This window comes from Candidatus Desulfosporosinus nitrosoreducens (genome assembly GCF_030954495.1).
Taxonomy (GTDB): domain Bacteria; phylum Bacillota; class Desulfitobacteriia; order Desulfitobacteriales; family Desulfitobacteriaceae; genus Desulfosporosinus; species Desulfosporosinus nitrosoreducens.
The window spans coordinates 82,613-99,890 of record NZ_JAVHUW010000047.1 but is presented as its reverse complement, the minus strand read 5'-3'; the positions used below and the strand labels follow the sequence as shown (position 1 = coordinate 99,890).

The window sequence follows — 17,278 nt, the reverse complement described above, 5'->3', positions numbered from 1 at the left end:
TCGGCTGCAACGCCGCCGGAATCATCGGCTGCCGGATCATCGACTCGCCGCGCGAGCGTTTAATCGCAACTATTACCAATAATTTCGTGCCCTGCAACGGAAGATTCCCCACTCTGATTGCCATCATCACCATGTTTTTTTGCGGGAGCTGTGGGAGGGGCGTTCCAGTCTGTCGTCTCCACACTGACTCTGACAGGAGTCATTGTCCTCGGCGTCATCATGACCGTACTTATCTCCAAGCTGTTGTCCAAAACTATACTGACAGGAATTCCTTCCTCCTTTATCCTGGAGCTCCCGCCTTACCGGCGGCCGCAGTTCGGCCGGGGCCTTGTGCGCTCCATCCTCGTCCGGACGCTCTTTGTACTGGGCCGGGCGGTGGTTGTGGCAGCCCCTGCCGGACTGCTCATTTGGCTTCTTGCCAATATCCATGTGGGCAAATTAACATCCCTAGCACAGTGCGCCCGCGGCCATGAAACGTTTGCCAAACTGATGGGTTAGGACGGCTATAGCCTAATGGCCTTTATCCTTGGTTTCCCGGCCAACGAGATTGTCGTACCGATTATGATCATGAGTTACATGGCAGCCGGATCGCTGACCGATATTGAGAGTTTGTCCCAGCTGCACGCCTTGTTTGTTAGTCACGGCTGGACTTGGCTCACCGCCGTCTGCGCCATGCTGTTCTCGCTGATGCACTGGCCTTGCGGAACTACCTGCCTTACAATTAAAAAGGAGACGCAAAGTCTTAAATGGACGCTGCTATCCTTTGCCGTGCCGACAGTAACCGGCATCGTCATCTGCCTGATCGTGGCAAACACTGTCCGTCTATTGGGACTTGTATAAAACGCTGGAATGGGAGCTTTATATATCAGAAAACATAAAGGTACCTCAAATAATAAACGTATGGAATAAACCCTTACATAATAGAGTTTGAGAATTGTTATTATGGCACAGACTACTGTAACCAAAGATATCTAAAGCCTAAATAATTAAGAAGAGCGGGTAAAACAAACTCGCTTTTTTTATGTTTATATAATTTGTATATGCCAGGCAAAACCAAACCGAAAAAGCCACTTATCAGCCTCTTAACGACAGAGAATACAACCTGTTCTTATTTTTCGATACTGCCATGAACAAGTTTATATTGACGGCAACAGCCTAGGATAACTTAAACAAAATCCAAACCAATATCACTCAAATCAACTTTTTCACATATACTATCTCCAAAAACGAGGAGAATACATATGCAAATCCATGTTGTCCGGCAGGGTGAAACATTAGCTCAAATAGCAAGCTCTTATGGCCTGAGCGCCTCAGCTATTATGCAGCTTAACGGCCTCCCCAATCAGAACCTTACGACAGGTCTGGCTTTGGTCATCCCTACACCTTCTTCCCAAACTTACACCGTAAAATCCGGCGATACTCTTTGGAAAATCGCTCAGAAATACGGGACGACGGTTTCCGCCTTGGTTAGCGCCAATAATCTAACCAATCCTTCCCGCATCAATCCCGGACAGGTTTTATCCCTGCCCTCAGTGACTCATACGGTTAAATCCGGCGAAACTCTCTGGCAAATCGCCCAAACTTACGGCGTCACCGTGCAAAGCCTCATCGACGCCAACAACATCACCAACCCCAGTCTTATTTATCCGGGTACTGTTTTCCTCATCCCCTCAAGCACCTCGACGAGTAAACCAACCATTGATGTGAATGCCTATACTTACCAGATCGGCACGGCCGGCGTACAATCCGTGCAAGCTCACGGTCAATATCTCACCTATTTCAGTCCCTTCGCTTACGGCGTCCAGGCCAACGGCAGCCTGATCAACCTTGACGACACTGCCCTGGTTCAGGCGGCACTTGCCACCAGAACCGTGCCCATGATGTCCGTCAACAATTTTACCGCCCAGGCATTGGGCTCCAACGTGGCCCACGCCATCCTCGCCGACACCGGGGTTCAAAATACTCTTCTCTCTAATATTGTCAGGGTCATGAAAGCCAAAGGCTATAAAGTCCTGAACATTGACTTTGAAAACGTCCTGCCCGCCGACCGGGATTTATACAGTAATTTTATCCAACACGCCGTTAATGTATTGCATCCCCAAGGCTTCCTGGTCTCCACAGCCTTAGCCCCCAAAACCAGCGCCGGGCAAACAGGAACCTTGTATGTGGCCCATGATTATGCCGCCCATGGCCGAATCGCCGATTTTGTCGTACTCATGACGTATGAATGGGGATATCGCTTAGGGGCTCCCCAGGCTATTTCTCCCCTCAATCAAATTGAGCGTGTTCTGGACTATGCTGTGAGTGTTATTCCCCGCAATAAAATCTTGATGGGTTTCGAAACTTATGCCCGTGACTGGAAACTTCCTCACGTGCAAGGTCAGGCCGCGGAAACCTTTAGTCCGCAGACAGCCGCCCTGCGGGCCATTCAGTATGGTGTAACAATCCAATATGATCAAACCGCGGAGTCTCCCTTTTATAATTATACCGACGCCCAGGGAGTCGGCCATCAAGTCTGGTTTGAAGACGCCCGCAGTGCTCAGGCCAAATTCAATACGGTTAAAAGTTACAATTTAAAAGGAATAAGCTATTGGGTACTGGATACCTCTTATCCTCAGAACTGGGTCCTGCTTGCCGACAATTTTAATATCCGCAAAAATTTATAAATACCTCAGGACAAAACTCAGCACAAATATTAGGTAAAACAAAGCCGCAAAGGACAAGCGGCCGGCAGAGAGTTTCCGGTTTCTCAGCGTAAACCATAAAAACAAGATGGACGATAAGGTCGCAACTGCCGCAAACGTCAAATACCTATCGAACAGCCAGGGAGTAAAGAAAATTCCCAAGGCGCTGGGAACTGTTGCCTGGATCATCATCGCACCGCTGATGTTGCCAAAGGCCAGGTGTTCTTTCCCTTGTTTTACCCAAATCAATACATTGATGATCTCCGGAAGTTCTGTGGCTATAGGACTTAGCAGCAGGGCAACAATATGAGCCGGTACTCCTAAGGCAAGGCTCAGGCTCTCCAGGCGGCCGACAAATAGGTGGGAGCCCAGAAAAATCAAACCTAAAGAGATCGCGGTTTGAAGTATAATCCAAAAAGTCCGAGGGATCTTCTCTTTTGGCTGAAATTTCAGAGGCTCTAAGAGATCATTTTCGGCATGAGAATCTATCACCCGCATCTCGGTATAAAAATAAAACCCATAAGCCACTAAAAACAGCAGCCCCAGCCATTGCTTTCCGGTAAACATCACATAACCAAGTGCGACTTTAAAGAAGAAAATGATTAAAAACCAAAGTTGATCCCGGCCTAATTTGCGGTTATCAATATCAATTACAGTACCTTGGGAACGCCTTTTGCGAAAAGTGATAACGCTCCAGCCCACAAAAGCATAGGCAATTGTGCTTAAAACAAGAGGACCTCCCAGGGCCGCCCCGACCCCCACGTCCTTTTGGGCGGCATTAGAGCCGAAGACAACTGCAATTAAAGTGACAACGCTCTCCGGTAAGGCCGTGCCGAAAGCCGCCAAAATAGAGCCTACCGCACTTTTGGCGATGCCAAACCTTTTTCCCACCCATTCAATGCCGTTGACAAATAGCTCACAACTAAAATAGATCAGGACCGCAGATCCCAGCAAAACCAAAACCGTAGTTGCCAATTTTACCCTCCTCAGAATTACAACAATAAAAAAGACCATTCAGTGCATCAAAAATGATCCACCAAAGGTCTCGTTACGCAAAATCGCGGGCAGTGCCAGGCTTAGGGCCAGGATGTTGACACTACCTAACAAACTACTCCCCTTCAGCTGAAGGCTTATAAAAATTTCCTGCCATTAATATATAGGATTATCCACTAATTGTCAACCAGCTTAGTTCATTCCCGTCTCCGGTTCTGATCTGATCTGATCTGATCTGATTTGATTGGATTTGGATTTTCGATTTCGACTTGGATTTAGACTTCAACTTGGCTTTAGAAATCCAGTTATTAAACGTTAAGATCCCGCTTCCGGTAAAAGAAATAGGTTAGGCCGAAAAAACCGGCGCTAAGCAGAAGAGAAAGTATAACTATGCCAAAGTTAAGACCTTTACCCTCGACAATATCGTTATAGTTAAAATACTTAAAGGGCGAAAGGAGGTTGAGAAAGTTCAGACTCGTCAGATCCGTCACTTTAGAAATCACAAAGGCTGCCATCATTATCCCCGCAGCAAGAGAACCCGAGGCCTTGGGATTCCAGAGCAAGGCCGCCAACATGGCGCCCAGGGACAAGAAGATAAGCTGAACAATCAGCAGACTCAAGATAAACATCCCTATTTCGCCGGAAATATCCGCGCCCTTATTATAAACGGCAGTCAAAACGATTGACGAGACAAGGGTGACAACATTTACAATTAAAATATTGATAAACGCCGCCAGGAGCTTCGAACTAATAATGGCGGTTCGCGATACCGGCTTGCAGATCAGAAATTCCGTGGTCTTATCGCGTTCCTCCTTAGCGATGATATTGGCCCCCAGCAAAACGGCGTGAATGGCGGCCGCGATCTCAATATAAAGAAACAGCATTGCGAAGTAACCGCTCATCAGCGTTACATCAAAGGAACCCATGCCCAAGAGGGCTTTGAGGGAAAAGGGCATTTTCTGAAAAATCTCCGCACTCTGTCCCCCCGCAGAATAAGCCGTATACTTTGCCATGCCGCTGGCAACTCCCAAAAGCATACAGACGCTCCAGATGATCAGGGCTTTCCTATTGGCCTTTAATTCCCGCAAGATGATATTCATAATCAGAATCTCCTCCATTCAATCCCGAAAGCTGCTTTAAACCGCATGGATATCCTTCTGCGCGTAAATAACATAGCTTGCCGCTACCGCCAGCACAACAATGACCGCGCCTGTGATCAGGTAGGACATTTCAAAGCCGGCGTTTTTCATGATATAAGTAAGGTCGAAGTATTTAAAAGGAGAGATAAAACGCTCCCATTGGCTCCGGCCCGTAGCTATCAAGGCGCCAATCAGGTAAAAGCCGAACACAACGCCCAGGGAGAGCGGGAGCACGGCTTTTAAGCGCGTGAAAAATGCGGAAATAACCAGGCCGATGGCCAGAAAAATCAATTGGATAAATAAGAGGGTCAGATTAATCAGGAAGAACAGCTTGACGCTGTAAGCTGTTTTTAGAAACGAGGCCAAGACGGAAACCGCCAAATAATAGCAAATGTTCGTAATCAAAAGTATGGTCAGAGCAGCCAGAAGCTTGGCGCTGACAATGGCCTGGCGTGAAACGGGCTTGACCAGGAGAAAATCCGCCGTCCGTTCCCGCGCCTCCTTGGACAGGATAGAGACACCGAGATTCATAGCCTGAATAGCTCCAAAGAGCGTAATAAAGGAAAATACCATGGCATAAAAACCCAGGAGAGTTGCTATATTGTCAAGGGAAATACCCAGGGCCGCCCTCACTGAGGCGGGATAGCCGCTCAGCAAATGTTTGAAGTCCGCCGCGTCGGCCGCGATGCTCGGATAGATGGAAAAATAAAGGGCAGCCAGGGCAATCATGACACACGTCCAAAGCAACGTCGATTTGCGCAGGGATTTAAGTTCATGAAGATACATATTCAAAGCGTCTAGTCCTCCTTTGTATAGTAATGCATAAAAATCTCCTCAAGCTCGGGCTCGATGATCAGGAGATTGGAAATACTTATCTCAGCAAGCTTTTTCAAAACCCTGTTGATATCACCCTTAAATAAAAAGCTTGCGGCTAACCCGCTGAGTTCAAGCTTGCTTACTCCGGGCATTGCGAAAAAAGCGCCGTCAAGCTGCCGCTCAGTTTCAAGTTTGATCAGCTTATAATTTTTCTCTCTCAGATCGCTCATTTTTTCCAGTTTAATTACCTGGCCCTCCTTGATGAAAGCAACGCGGCTGCACATGCGCTGCACCTCGCTCAAAATGTGCGAAGAGAAAAACACCGTTGCGCCCTTTTCGTTCTCCGCCTTGATCAGCTCGAAGAATTTATGTTGCATCAGCGGGTCAAGACCGCTGGTAGGCTCATCCAGTATAATCAGCTTAGGCTCATGGAGCAGCCCCTGCACAATACCAACCTTCTTCTTGTTGCCGAAGGACAGATCATCAATTTTCTTTTTCAGGTCAAGATCCATAACCCCGGCAAGCTCTTTGATCCGCTCCGAACAGTCCTTGGCGTAAAAACTGGCGGAATATTTGAGAAGATCAATGACCCTCATGTTATCGTAGTAAAAGACCTCGGACGGCAAGTATCCGACTTCCTTTTTTACTTCCGGGTGCTCGACACAGTTTTTGCCGAAGATAGTTGCCCTGCCGCTTGTCGGATAGATCAGCCCTAACAGCGTCCTGATGGTCGTCGATTTTCCCGCGCCGTTCGGTCCGATAAATCCAAAAATTTCACCTGCCTCGACCTCAAGACTCACATCGACTATCCCTCTTGATTTGTCGTAATTCTTGGTCAGATTCTTAATTGCGATAACACTCATTGACGTTAACCTCCCAATATATCCGTTGCCCAAAATCAAGTACATTCCCCAACTAACTCCTAGATAACTTTCCCCAACTAAATAACAATTACTAATGTTGAGCAGAAGCTTTTCCTTCCGGATATAAAAATAGCCCGACCGTCAAAAAACGATCAAGCTGTGAAGTACAAAATTGCCTAATCCACCCCTTAGCAATCCCGGAGAGTTTTTATCTGCTCCCTCCATGACTTACACGATTAAAACGGGCGAAACTCTCTGTCAAATCGCCCACAGACATCTGCCCTCCGGGCCATATGCCGATCCCAGGGACTCAGCCGCCAAGCTTAGTTTGAAGACACCCACACAGTGACCAGGCCAAATACTAAAGCATGATATCCGCATAACTCAAAATCTGATAGAAATAAAAAATATAACGTAAACGTATTATTTCTCAAGCATTTTTGAGAATATAGCCAGAAAACCAAGCGAGGTCAAAATTAAGATAGTTGACGTTAACGTTAAATGCATATATAATATAAATGGTTATTGGAGGAGGTTTCTTAGATGGATGGTTTATTGAAAATAGATGATGTGGCAAATCAGAGTGGTTTGAGTAAACGGACGATTAGGTACTACGAAGAAATTGGTGTTCTACCTTCTCCTGAACGTAGTGAAGGGGGGACTAGACTTTACAGACAGGAACATGTCGAGTTTTTGAAAAGAATTACGATTTCCAAAGAGGTGTTAGGGTTTACCTTACAAGAACTACAGCATTTTTTATCACTTAGAGAAACTTTAGAAAGTCAGAAAGCCGAATATAAAAAGGTTTCTGATCCCAAAGAACAAAAGGAAAAATTGCAGGAAATCTTAGCAATCACCGAAAATCAACTTGAGATGATTGAACAAAAGATTCTTAAAATCCTGAGCATCCAAACCGAACTGGTGGCTCTTAGGGAACGTGCACGAGCAAGGATCAAAGAAATTGAAGAAGAAGTATCAAAACCTTAAGCAGATTTTAGAGCAAATAACACAAGGGGAGGCAATATGATGCAAGCTCATGAAGTGATGATCAGCCAAGTATATAAAGTAAAACGAACTGACACCATACGTTCTGTAATCAAACAGTTTATCGAAAAGCGGATCAGCGGGCTGCCTGTAGTCAACGAAAGAAACGAAATTGTCGGGTATGTGAGTGATGGGGATATCATGCGTTATATCGGTAAACATAACGATCGGATCATTGATTCCTTCTATTGGGTCACTGTGATTAACGGAGATGATGTTGATTTTGAGAAAAGACTGCGTGAACTGCTTGATCTAAACGTCATGAGCATAGCCTCCAAAAGGGTTATTAAAGTCTCATGGGATGAAGAAATTGAAACTATCGCTTCTATTTTAGGAAAAAAACAAATAAAAAAACTACCGGTTGAACGAGATGGAGTGTTAGTTGGAATCATAAGCCGCGGAGATGTCATTAGACATTCCTTTAAAACAATCGTTTAATATCTGGTAAAAAAGTGTCTGAATCATGGGAGGAGAAATCTGGATGTCAACAAGAGAGAATCTGGCAGTAATCAATGGGACGCAGACAATACCATCGCAAGAAAAGGATAGTCTCTTAAATCAACCGAAAGCCGTTTGGGCTGTTTTTTTTGCCTCTATTATCGCTTTTATGGGGCTTGGGCTTGTAGACCCTATTTTAAGCTTGATCGCCGAAGACCTTCATGCCAGCCAAAGTCAGGTCACCCTGCTCTTCACCAGCTATAATGGGGTGATGGCTATAGCTGCGATTATCACAGGGGCTATCTCATCTCGCATAGGAGCCAAATGGACACTGATGTGCGGCACCGTGATTATTGCGTTGTTTTCAGCGCTCGGTGGTCTATCCAACAGCATTTGGGCGATTGTTGGCTGGCGCGCCGGCTGGGGCTTCGGCAATGCGCTTTTTGTAGCCACGGCACTCGTCGCTATCATTTCTCTCTCCAAAGGTGGAAATGCCAAAGCAATTATTTTGTATGAAGCTGCGATTGGCCTCGGTATATCCGTAGGTCCTCTTCTAGGAGGTTGGCTGGGCGGATTCTCCTGGAGAGGCCCATTTCTGGGCGTTGCTTTTTTAATGGTCATCGCCTTTTTCGCAGTGCTCGCATTTATGCCAACCATAAAAAGCCAGACCACTGCCAAACAAGGCACTTCCTTCGCCGAACCTTTTTACGCTATGAAGCATCGCTCACTTGTTGTTTTCGGAATCGGAGCGGCACTCTATAATTTTGGCTTCTTTACAGTTTTGGCTTATGCGCCTTTTGTTATGGGTTTGGATGTGCATGGCTTGGGATATGTATTTCTTACATGGGGAATTTTTTTAGCCCTTACCTCCGTATTCACGGCTCCAAAACTCCAGCAATGGATGGGTACTGTCAAGGCCATGTGTCTTATGTTCACTTTGTTTGCAGTTTTGCTTCTCGCAATCGGCATTTGGACGAATATCCATTGGGTGCCCATCGTTGCCGTCATTCTGAGCGGAGCCGTCATGGGGAACAATAATACCTTAGTTACGACTGCAGTCATGAATGCCGCACCTGTTGAACGTTCTACCGCGTCCTCAGCGTATAATTTTCTCCGCTTCCTGGGCGCGGCAGTAGCACCTTATATGGCAGGTAAACTGGCGGAACGGTTCAATCCTCATGTTCCATTTATTACTGCAGCAGTTTTTGTCATCTTTGCCGGGTTAATCGTCGGACTTAATTATCATCACATAAAACATGTTGACCATGTGGGATCTAGTCACTGATCTTCATAATTTTGATAGCGTTTTGCAATTTTGTGTGGTTGCCAATACCCTGAGCTGATTAAGATTGTTAGCAAGCTTAGAATCCCGGATGCTATTATGGAATAAAGATAAAGCAGACTTGATTCAGGTGGAGTTTTAACTCCATCTGAATCTTAGTCGCACTTATCCGCTGACTTAGCCGCTCTTAACTCACCGCTTGCCGAAGCGAGAGTCTTAGAGCGGCTTAGTCAGCGGATAAAATATTCATTCCTATCCCAATGACAGGCACGGTAATTCCTCAGGGATTGACCCCCCTTTCTAAAAAGACACACCTCTAATTGTAAAGGATGGTCCCAATAAAGGAAGATTTGATTGCAAATCAATTTGAATATGATCCGATACATTCAAGGTTTTATCTATAAATATCTTGATTCCCTGATGTTGATACTCATTATAGAACTTCGTACTTTTTGTTTTGTTGCCAGCCTCTGCCCAGAGTCTGTTGCTGAAGCCATTTCAACCGCAGCTTATTTCTTTTTTAATAACCAAATTCCCCCCCTTTTTTTCAATGATATTTCTTGCTTTGTTCTCAACCTTAAATTCCATTGCGCTTCCCCTCCCTATCTTCTGCTTTATAATTACTGACAATTCTTTTCTTAATTTAAGCTCAAGCTACAACCGCCGCTCCCCCAACAACCCTCAAGAGTAATAGAGTGATTTAAAGTATTATACTTTTACTGCAGCATATCGTTTCTCCAACCTTGAGCCACATAATTTGCCAGTTCTTTGGAGAAAACTCTACAAGCATCTGTTGTCTTATCATTACTTTCAACTACCAGTAAAATCCGGTCATTATAGGGCGTCCCGGTTACTTCCGTCTCACCGTTCGGTAGTTTTCTTGATTGTATTTCTGACAATGTCGACAACTGAATGACTCGCGAATCTTTCAGCTCTATCGTTAGATAAATTGGGTGGCCAAAAGAATAAACCTGCTCGTTCTCAAAATGGTGAAGCAAACCAGCAAGGAATCGTGTTACATAATCATTGCCAACCACATAGCTTGTCATTGAGGATGAATTAATCAACTGCACGACCTTGGCTATTTTGGCGGTATCTTGTGCCGGGAATAACACTTTGGCGGAAAAGCCTGGTAGTCCTCCCTTCATTGTAATCCCTATCACGTCATTGGGATCAAGCGCGTAATGCACAGGAATATTAGCCAATAACTTAAGAGAACTAACCAAAGCAACAGAGATAACCATAATGATTAAGGCCAATCTGGTTTTACGTTTCAAGTGAAAGACACTCACTTTCCAGGCACATTCTTACGCCTATAGTAAAGGGATATATCCGTTATCCCCCTACCGCTCCCCAGGTGACGATTACCAAGCATATCAGACATATCATACTGATTCCACAATCAGCCTCTATTTCCTGCCCTAAAATCACAAAAAGAGCGTCTAAAAACGCTCCGTTCATTTTACTTTCAGCACTCCTTACACGCGAATCCCCCGCACCAGGCAAGATTCGCTGCTTGACTGCGGCCAGCTTTAGCAAGACCGTAGTTTTTTCAACCTTTTTTAAACTTATCAGGATACAGCGCGTAATGCTCTGATATCGATGAAGTGACTGGAATAAGGCACAGCCCCGCCTAAACCACCATTGCTTTTGCCAATTGGACCAGCTTGTTTAGCGTTTTCCAATTTCGTGTAGTTGCCAGCACATTAAGCTTATTAAGATTGTTAGCAAGCTTAGAATCCCGGATGCTGTTGTGGAACAAAAGATAAATATCGCGGCCAACTATATTGAACTTATCAGTTCGGCTTTCATAAACACTTAATTGCTCAATTCTTTCCTGGGAAGGCGGTTGGATCAACAGTCCTACATAAAGGCTCTCCGCCTTTGACGCCGCTTCAGCTTCCCCCACTTCTTCAGCCGCAAAGGGACAATTCTCAATTATTCTTTCTAATTCCGTCAGCGTTCGCAAAATAACTGGAATATGAAAGCCGAATTCAGCCTCAAGTTTGTTTTCGATCTGCCTACATAGCGCTTCTTCTGTTTCCGGCGACTCAAATAAGACATTCCCACTCTGAATATAGGTCTGTACCTTGCTAAGACCAATTTCCTCAAAAGCCAGTTTCAAATCAGCCATCTTTACTTTATTTTTTCCGCCTACATTAATACCCCGTAAAAGGGCGACATAAACAGCCATTACTATCCCTTCTTTCTATAAAAAAAATATGTCCTTAAATATGTCCTTCCATGATCCTATAATCCCCAACACTCCCGGCAATAATTTACTATCACTGAAGTGTCCCGAAAATACTGCCGCTTTGGAATGATACTTAACTGCCGGCTGGGCTTTATCAAGGCAAGTTATCTCAAACCGTATGTTCTTGCTGAGCTCAGTAAAGCGCAAGCGGCAGGGGCTATGGGCAAAACTTGCTCAACCGGGCAGCCCGTTAATTAAAGATTGCTCATAACTGTCTGTATTGGGAAAATCCTGATCTTTAGCAACTTTAATGATTTCGTTGATTGGATAAGAAACGCGTACAATTTCAAATTCGGGTGCGCCACCAGGGCAAATATCTATGACTCCATAAGCTGCCAAATTGCTGCCATCCGCTGGCAGCCCTACACTTCCAACATTGAATATGGATTTTCCGTTAACAGTTCCAATAAAGGGAACATGCGTATGCCCTGACAGAATAATCGATTGAGATACATTTTCCACCATTAATTCTAAATCATGAACAGAAGTATGGCGGTCTATTCCCTTAACAACAGAACCCGGAGAACCATGAACACATAAAATGTCCATTCCTAGAAAATTAATAGACTGCTCAGTTGGTAAACATGTAAGAAATGTGATTTCGTCCTCGGAAAGTCTTTGTTTAGCAAATAGATAATACTCAAACAGCCCATGTTCCATTGCAGTTTTGGGCTGCCAGCCTTCAGCTATTTCCTCAAACCACATATCCGTATTTCCTTTTAGCCAACATAAGGGTTTGACATCTTGTATCATTTGGAAAGCCAAACCCGGTTCAGGTCCCCTAATAACTATATCGCCCAAAACAATTAATTGGCTGATTGCCCGACCCTTTAGGTCTTCAAGTACGCTTTTTAGCGCCACACTATTGCCATGAACATCAGCAATTGCCGCTATCTTCACTAACTCTCCTCCTCAAACTGTCAGCGATAATATTATACCGGATATGTTGGCTCCTCCTCCACCGCTCCCTCCAGGCAGAGAGCCACCATCCGGCAGCTCACTCCCACGGCGCAGGAATTTCCCGTATCTAACTCTTTGTCGCTCGACTTCCGGTTAGTCTTAGTCAAGGTCAACTTGGTTTAATTTAAGGCCTTGACGGTTTGCAATATCCCCAAAAAGATTAGGCAAAAACCGGAGATTCTTTCGCTCCTGATAAGTCTGCTTGTTTCTATCCGCAATCTTTCTTTTCTCCAATCAATATACCACCCCTGGAATGAGAGAAACGTAATCACTAAACCCAAAACAATCAGAAGCACCCCAAAAAATATTCCTAACTTCACTTATTAAACCTCCCACCACTAATCCTAAGGCTTTCGGCAAACAAAAGTGCATTGATTACCTGGACCATTATTGGGTAATCGCCCTTAATATTTGGGAGATATTGCAACTGTTTCCCAATTCTCACGCCTGGCGTAATAATGTGCTTTCTTAAATGATAGGGGAGTATAACCCATTTGCCTCAATGTACAAACGCGTTCTCTTGCCTCCGGGATTGCTTTTGTAAGAATACTCTTCACAGCGAAGTCCTCATAAAAACGCCGGTTGGCAATTTCCAAGAGGTCTTGAATAATTCGTTTGTTTTCACAATCACTCCGCAGATCAATGCGCAAAACTCCACATGAATCAATACCTGCCACAGTCCCCCTATTGAACATTTCAATTGTACCGACTTTTTCAGACGTATCATTTAGAATAACAGTCCAGCGGACAAACTCTCTTCTCTGATAGGAATCACACCAAAATTTGATCTCCTTTTTCATTTGTTCCAAGGTCGTATAGTGAAAGTCATCCAAGCAATTATCAGCGTTGAAAAATAGAACAGCCTTTTCATCAGAGTAACATTGCAGCAATTCACTTGCATCTTCAAGGGTTGTCTGTTTTAAAGTCACAACTTCCGTCTGATAAACGGGACATACCTCATAAACATTTTCCTGTTTCATAACTAAGCCTCCTGTTTCTCTAGAGCGTAACAGGAGATATACGACAACAGTCTGTCATAAATTCGGGTAAAGTTTTAATATTTCCTTACACTTGGTGCAAAGCCGGTCCTTTAGGCTTTCCGGCTCGATGATTTGGACAAGGTTTCCCAGGGAAAGCAACGTGCCAAACCAAAACTGCTCATTCTCAGGTAAATGCAGCTTCATGACAAAATCGCCGTTTTCCTGTTCTGCTTCAATTACACCATTCAGATATTCAATGGTTTGCATTTTGGCCTCCGCCTTGCAGAACAGGCGAATATCAAGATAATTCCTGCTGTCGTTGTTTTCATTCCGCTCAAAAATCATATCCGCGGAATCGTGCTCATGAGAAATTTTCCGGTCAGTCAATTGAATGTTCCTCATACGGAGCAGCTTATACAAGCGATAATCCTCTTTTACAAGCGAATAGCCCAGCAAGTACCAGGCATACCATTTGTAAGTCAGCGCTATGGGCTCAACGTTTGGTTCAGAAATAAGATTTTCCGAATTGGTGTACTCAAAGAAAACAAGGCATTTTGACTCAATAGCTTTCTCAAGCATTTTCAGTTTGGGGTCAGTATCTCTCCCCTCTTTCAAAACACTAAAATCAAGAAAAACCTGCAAGTCTGATCCTTGCTTTGGAGATAAGGAAATGATTTTCTCCAGCGTAGCCTCAGCCATCGGATTGGGATAAGCGGAGGCCAGGCCCCTTAGCGCTGTGATGATAAAAGAATAATCAATTTGCCCGGCAACCTGCCGCTCCATTTTAAAGCTGTCAAGGATTTCGTACCCGCCACCCGAACCATAAGCGGAGACAATAGGAATTCCCGCCTGACATAACGTATCTATGTCGCGCTGGATTGTTCTCAGCGAGACTTCAAATCTTTCACTGAGAACTTTGGCGCTAACACGGCTATGATTTATCAAAAAAATCGTAATGCCAAATAATCTATCAATTTTCATAGGGACACCTCATAATAACAGGTTACCATTCAAGGTGGTTATTTCTTCTTGAGCTTGGCAAGGCGCAACGGCGTGGTAACTGGGTATCGGCGAAATGACTGTGGCTGCCGGATTCGGGTTCTTGATATAGCATTATAATCAGCGTGTCTACTTTCTTACCCCATACTAAATAAACATCCGGAAATAAAAGCAGCCTGTAATGCCCTTACTTCTTCTGTAAAGTGTACATGGTCATAATAGATATCAGTCCCCAGGCTTTTAGTAAAGGAAAATAAATCAAAGATGGATATTTGATAATTATCCATTACTATCTCAGCCAAATTGTTATAGCTTACAACATCTTTTCCGTATCTTAAAAATCCTTCCGCTCTATGATTGTGGATTCTGTCAACAACCGGAGTGGTAGAAATCCAAAACACTCTTTGTGACATTTTCAAAGCGACTTCACAAATTCGGTTCAAATTATCCAAATACTGCTTTTTCCCAGTTTGAATTTGATGGGTCCTTCGCTCTACCCTTATATCATGCAATCCGCAATTGATGAGCAAGATATCATAGCTTTCGCCTTTTTTATCTTCATCTCTTAAATACTCCAGAACCAAGTTACTGTCACCTGCATTAGCGCCCTTAGGTTGATCCAAATCCTTAAAAGCATCCCCAACCTGTCTTTTTTGCCGGTACTCAAACCTACTGCTGATCATATCTTTCAGAAAAGGGCTGTAGTGTATGGAGATACTATCACCAAGGGCAACCACTGTTTTCTTCTCCATTATTTTCTCCCCTGCCAGATTGTCGAAAGTTTCCTAATGACAATATTCATACGTTCTTCCGTAGTCTTGTCCCCCTCTATCTTTAAAATTGGGCAAATGTGCTGAATTTATAACCCAAATTGACGAAGAATAGTGACAACCGGCCAATAGAACTGTGAATATGGTATATATGAACTTATTATTAACCAAAAGACATATCCGACTATCAGGGCAACGGAAGACAACAGAACATTCCACACGCTCCGTTTAACCTTGACTATCGAATGGACCAGAGCAAGTGCAAGCAGGACGAAAGTTACGCTGAGTACATAATAGCCAATTGAAAATCCGGTCATGAAGCTGAAAATATACATCATTAAGGCGGAAATATAGTACCACTTTGGATTATGCAATATTCCCAAGAGAAATGTCAGTAACGCTACACCAAGTGACCCAAAGGCAACAAAGGTCGGCATCCTATCAACTCCCCACCGCTCCAGGCGTGGCTACATTGGGCATCTCAACATATCACTAATTCCACAATTAGCCCCTGTCTCCTGCAATAAGTACACAAAAAGAGCGTCCGAAAACGCTCGTTAATTTTACCCCGGCTCACTCCGTATAAAAGAACCACAATCCTATAACCCGCGCAAGAATCGCTATTAGGCTGCCGGCAGCGTCCTGATAGCCGACTTCCCGGACTCCTTTATTTTCGGCTTGCATCGGATACTGATTTGTCCTGTCAGCGGTATTTCCCTTTACCTTTAATATATGAAAAGTAAACATTCATGGAGGCATTATGACCAGAAACACCATTCCTTATGAAATTATGGATGCGGTTCGTTCGGAATTAAAATGGGACAGCTTTATCTTTGAATGGAAATGGTCTGGCACCCATTAAATGTCGCAAATCTCCCCACACAATCAGCCAAGGCTGCGCGCTGTTTTTTAGTCTGTTTTACAGCGTTTTCATACCAGATATTTTTGACAACAAGTGTCTTAGTTTTTCGCTCCACTATTGCCTCAACACGTCCGATGAAGTTCTCCCCATACAATAGAGGCAAAACATAATAGCCAAATTTGCGTTTGTTTATAGGCGTGTAAATTTCCCATGTGTAATCAAAGCCGAACAATTTATTTATAAGTTTTCGGTCCCACATAAAATTATCCAGCGGGGCAATCAGCTCACAGCGGGATTTCGGCTCCGGATTTTTCAGAACGGCTTCAATCAGCGGCAAGTCCTCCGCACAGCAGTACAACATGTCTTTCATCTGGTCAACGGTAACAGCTATTATTTTTGCTTCATTTGACAGCTGGCAAAAAACCTCGTTACGCTCGTCCGCTTTCAGTCCCCATATATTCAGCCACGCATCGGAGGGACGATTCCATAAAAGGCCGACAGAGCCAATCCGGCGCAATACTCGCCATTTTTGATGTTCAAGCTCGTCAGACAACGGCTCAGGAGCATTCAATAAACTCGCCCGTATATATTTACCGGCTATATCGTAGTATTTTCGCGTACCTTTTTTGTGGTGGATAATCAACTCACCTGTTGAATACATCTGTTCCAATACTGAACGGGATGAATTATTTCCGCCGCTCCAATGGATTGCCGACCTCCAAAAGAAATTTCCATCCAATTTGAAATCGCCCGAACAGAGTGCGCCCTTATTTTGAATATGAGCACGCACTTGCTCTGTCAAAGCGCACATTTCAGGATATTGTTCCTCATGTTGTCGGGCAGCTTGCCTATACCTTTCAAAATACGGCCAATCCTCAACAGAGATAATAGCGAGGTTTTTATCAGGATAATCGACTAAGCTTCTCTCCTTATACAGCAACTCGCCGAGCATTCCCTTGCTAAATCCCTTGACTCGCGGCTGCAGCACAAGTTCGGAATTTTTGCCGCAAACATCAATAGGATCGTATTGAATACAGCCTGCCTGACGAACAAAATCCAATACACCTTGCTTTCCTATGAATTTATATTCGCCTAGCAGACCATGCTTCAGCAACATAAATTGCCGTGCCTGGCGGTTTGTCAATCTGATCATTCTGGCACCAGCCTTATTCTTTATAAGCAATCGCATCAATT

At 44.3% G+C, this 17,278-nt stretch carries 18 protein-coding genes and 1 pseudogene; 5 read left to right on the top strand and 14 right to left on the bottom strand.

Annotated features, from left to right (window positions below; translation table 11 throughout):
• Both REC12_RS10500 and REC12_RS10495 read left to right on the top strand, forming a co-directional pair.
• Positions 1 to 840 (top strand): annotated as a pseudogene (locus REC12_RS10500) (nucleoside recognition domain-containing protein); the annotation flags it as partial.
• A gap of 401 nt (positions 841 to 1,241) precedes the next feature.
• Positions 1,242 to 2,666, top strand: a complete 1,425-nt coding sequence (locus REC12_RS10495; RefSeq protein ID WP_308894196.1) for a LysM peptidoglycan-binding domain-containing protein — start codon at positions 1,242 to 1,244, stop codon at positions 2,664 to 2,666.
• On the opposite strand, the gene REC12_RS10490 is transcribed toward REC12_RS10495, so the two are convergent.
• The 4 genes from REC12_RS10490 to REC12_RS10475 form a co-directional block, all read right to left on the bottom strand.
• Entirely contained in the window at positions 2,661 to 3,659 is a 999-nt protein-coding gene (locus REC12_RS10490; protein ID WP_308894195.1) for a sodium:calcium antiporter, read from the bottom strand. The genes REC12_RS10495 and REC12_RS10490 overlap by 6 nt on opposite strands.
• A gap of 326 nt (positions 3,660 to 3,985) precedes the next feature.
• Complete coding sequence (locus REC12_RS10485) at positions 3,986 to 4,777, bottom strand: ABC transporter permease subunit (protein ID WP_308894193.1); 792 nt, start codon at positions 4,775 to 4,777, stop codon at positions 3,986 to 3,988.
• Between the two features lie 36 nt (positions 4,778 to 4,813).
• Positions 4,814 to 5,608 carry an ABC transporter permease subunit gene (locus REC12_RS10480; protein WP_308894192.1) on the bottom strand — a complete coding sequence of 265 codons (795 nt, stop codon included), beginning with the start codon at positions 5,606 to 5,608 and terminating at the stop codon, positions 4,814 to 4,816.
• 5 nt (positions 5,609 to 5,613) lie between these two features.
• Positions 5,614 to 6,495 carry an ABC transporter ATP-binding protein gene (locus REC12_RS10475; protein ID WP_308894190.1) on the bottom strand — a complete coding sequence of 294 codons (882 nt, stop codon included), beginning with the start codon at positions 6,493 to 6,495 and terminating at the stop codon, positions 5,614 to 5,616.
• 543 nt (positions 6,496 to 7,038) lie between these two features.
• On the opposite strand from REC12_RS10475, the gene REC12_RS10470 reads away from it, so the two are divergent.
• Genes REC12_RS10470 through REC12_RS10460 form a run of 3 tightly spaced genes read left to right on the top strand, consistent with a single transcriptional unit; the run spans position 7,039 to position 9,262 of the window.
• The gene (locus tag REC12_RS10470) at positions 7,039 to 7,482 is read left to right on the top strand and encodes a MerR family transcriptional regulator (RefSeq protein WP_308894188.1); all 444 of its coding nucleotides are present in this window, start codon (positions 7,039 to 7,041) and stop codon (positions 7,480 to 7,482) included.
• A 36-nt stretch (positions 7,483 to 7,518) separates the two neighbouring features.
• On the top strand, positions 7,519 to 7,977 hold the full coding sequence (locus tag REC12_RS10465) for a CBS domain-containing protein (protein ID WP_308894186.1): 459 nt from the start codon (positions 7,519 to 7,521) through the stop codon (positions 7,975 to 7,977).
• Positions 7,978 to 8,020: 43 nt separating this feature from the next.
• A complete protein-coding gene (locus REC12_RS10460; RefSeq protein ID WP_308894185.1) occupies positions 8,021 to 9,262 on the top strand; it encodes an MFS transporter in 1,242 nt (413 codons plus the stop codon).
• Positions 9,263 to 9,975: 713 nt separating this feature from the next.
• Here the strand turns inward: REC12_RS10460 and REC12_RS10455 are convergent.
• The 10 genes from REC12_RS10455 to REC12_RS10410 all read right to left on the bottom strand — a co-directional run bounded on the left by REC12_RS10455 (position 9,976) and on the right by REC12_RS10410 (position 17,237).
• Positions 9,976 to 10,536, bottom strand: coding sequence for a hypothetical protein (locus REC12_RS10455; RefSeq protein WP_308894184.1), 561 nt, complete (start codon positions 10,534 to 10,536; stop codon positions 9,976 to 9,978).
• Positions 10,537 to 10,594: 58 nt separating this feature from the next.
• A complete protein-coding gene (locus REC12_RS10450; RefSeq protein ID WP_308894182.1) occupies positions 10,595 to 10,720 on the bottom strand; it encodes a hypothetical protein in 126 nt (41 codons plus the stop codon).
• A gap of 172 nt (positions 10,721 to 10,892) precedes the next feature.
• Complete coding sequence (locus REC12_RS10445; RefSeq protein WP_308894180.1) at positions 10,893 to 11,453, bottom strand: DUF1697 domain-containing protein; 561 nt, start codon at positions 11,451 to 11,453, stop codon at positions 10,893 to 10,895.
• A 234-nt stretch (positions 11,454 to 11,687) separates the two neighbouring features.
• On the bottom strand, positions 11,688 to 12,413 hold the full coding sequence (locus tag REC12_RS10440; protein WP_308894179.1) for a metallophosphoesterase family protein: 726 nt from the start codon (positions 12,411 to 12,413) through the stop codon (positions 11,688 to 11,690).
• 179 nt (positions 12,414 to 12,592) lie between these two features.
• Complete coding sequence (locus REC12_RS10435) at positions 12,593 to 12,793, bottom strand: hypothetical protein (protein WP_308894178.1); 201 nt, start codon at positions 12,791 to 12,793, stop codon at positions 12,593 to 12,595.
• Between the two features lie 84 nt (positions 12,794 to 12,877).
• Positions 12,878 to 13,453, bottom strand: coding sequence for a GNAT family N-acetyltransferase (locus tag REC12_RS10430; RefSeq protein ID WP_308894177.1), 576 nt, complete (start codon positions 13,451 to 13,453; stop codon positions 12,878 to 12,880).
• A gap of 54 nt (positions 13,454 to 13,507) precedes the next feature.
• Positions 13,508 to 14,434 (bottom strand): helix-turn-helix transcriptional regulator, encoded by a 927-nt coding sequence (locus REC12_RS10425; protein WP_308894176.1) that lies wholly within the window; start codon positions 14,432 to 14,434, stop codon positions 13,508 to 13,510.
• A gap of 155 nt (positions 14,435 to 14,589) precedes the next feature.
• Positions 14,590 to 15,204 carry an SGNH/GDSL hydrolase family protein gene (locus REC12_RS10420; RefSeq protein WP_308894175.1) on the bottom strand — a complete coding sequence of 205 codons (615 nt, stop codon included), beginning with the start codon at positions 15,202 to 15,204 and terminating at the stop codon, positions 14,590 to 14,592.
• A 107-nt stretch (positions 15,205 to 15,311) separates the two neighbouring features.
• Entirely contained in the window at positions 15,312 to 15,659 is a 348-nt protein-coding gene (locus REC12_RS10415; protein ID WP_308894172.1) for a hypothetical protein, read from the bottom strand.
• 390 nt (positions 15,660 to 16,049) lie between these two features.
• The gene (locus REC12_RS10410) at positions 16,050 to 17,237 is read right to left on the bottom strand and encodes a winged helix-turn-helix domain-containing protein (RefSeq protein WP_308894170.1); all 1,188 of its coding nucleotides are present in this window, start codon (positions 17,235 to 17,237) and stop codon (positions 16,050 to 16,052) included.
• Between the last annotated feature and the right edge of the window lie 41 nt (positions 17,238 to 17,278).

What these genes read in the sequence shown, in the direction of transcription:
- REC12_RS10495 (WP_308894196.1), top strand. Translation starts at nt 1,242, where the DNA reads ATGCAAATCCATGTTGTCCGGCAGGGTGAAACATTAGCTCAAATAGCA.
- REC12_RS10485 (WP_308894193.1), bottom strand. Translation starts at nt 4,777, where the DNA reads ATGAATATCATCTTGCGGGAATTAAAGGCCAATAGGAAAGCCCTGATC.
- REC12_RS10475 (WP_308894190.1), bottom strand. Translation starts at nt 6,495, where the DNA reads ATGAGTGTTATCGCAATTAAGAATCTGACCAAGAATTACGACAAATCA.
- REC12_RS10470 (WP_308894188.1), top strand. Translation starts at nt 7,039, where the DNA reads ATGGATGGTTTATTGAAAATAGATGATGTGGCAAATCAGAGTGGTTTG.
- REC12_RS10465 (WP_308894186.1), top strand. Translation starts at nt 7,519, where the DNA reads ATGATGCAAGCTCATGAAGTGATGATCAGCCAAGTATATAAAGTAAAA.
- REC12_RS10460 (WP_308894185.1), top strand. Translation starts at nt 8,021, where the DNA reads ATGTCAACAAGAGAGAATCTGGCAGTAATCAATGGGACGCAGACAATA.
- REC12_RS10450 (WP_308894182.1), bottom strand. Translation starts at nt 10,720, where the DNA reads ATGAACGGAGCGTTTTTAGACGCTCTTTTTGTGATTTTAGGGCAGGAA.
- REC12_RS10445 (WP_308894180.1), bottom strand. Translation starts at nt 11,453, where the DNA reads ATGGCTGTTTATGTCGCCCTTTTACGGGGTATTAATGTAGGCGGAAAA.
- REC12_RS10430 (WP_308894177.1), bottom strand. Translation starts at nt 13,453, where the DNA reads ATGAAACAGGAAAATGTTTATGAGGTATGTCCCGTTTATCAGACGGAA.
- REC12_RS10425 (WP_308894176.1), bottom strand. Translation starts at nt 14,434, where the DNA reads ATGAAAATTGATAGATTATTTGGCATTACGATTTTTTTGATAAATCAT.
- REC12_RS10420 (WP_308894175.1), bottom strand. Translation starts at nt 15,204, where the DNA reads ATGGAGAAGAAAACAGTGGTTGCCCTTGGTGATAGTATCTCCATACAC.
- REC12_RS10415 (WP_308894172.1), bottom strand. Translation starts at nt 15,659, where the DNA reads ATGCCGACCTTTGTTGCCTTTGGGTCACTTGGTGTAGCGTTACTGACA.
- REC12_RS10410 (WP_308894170.1), bottom strand. Translation starts at nt 17,237, where the DNA reads ATGATCAGATTGACAAACCGCCAGGCACGGCAATTTATGTTGCTGAAG.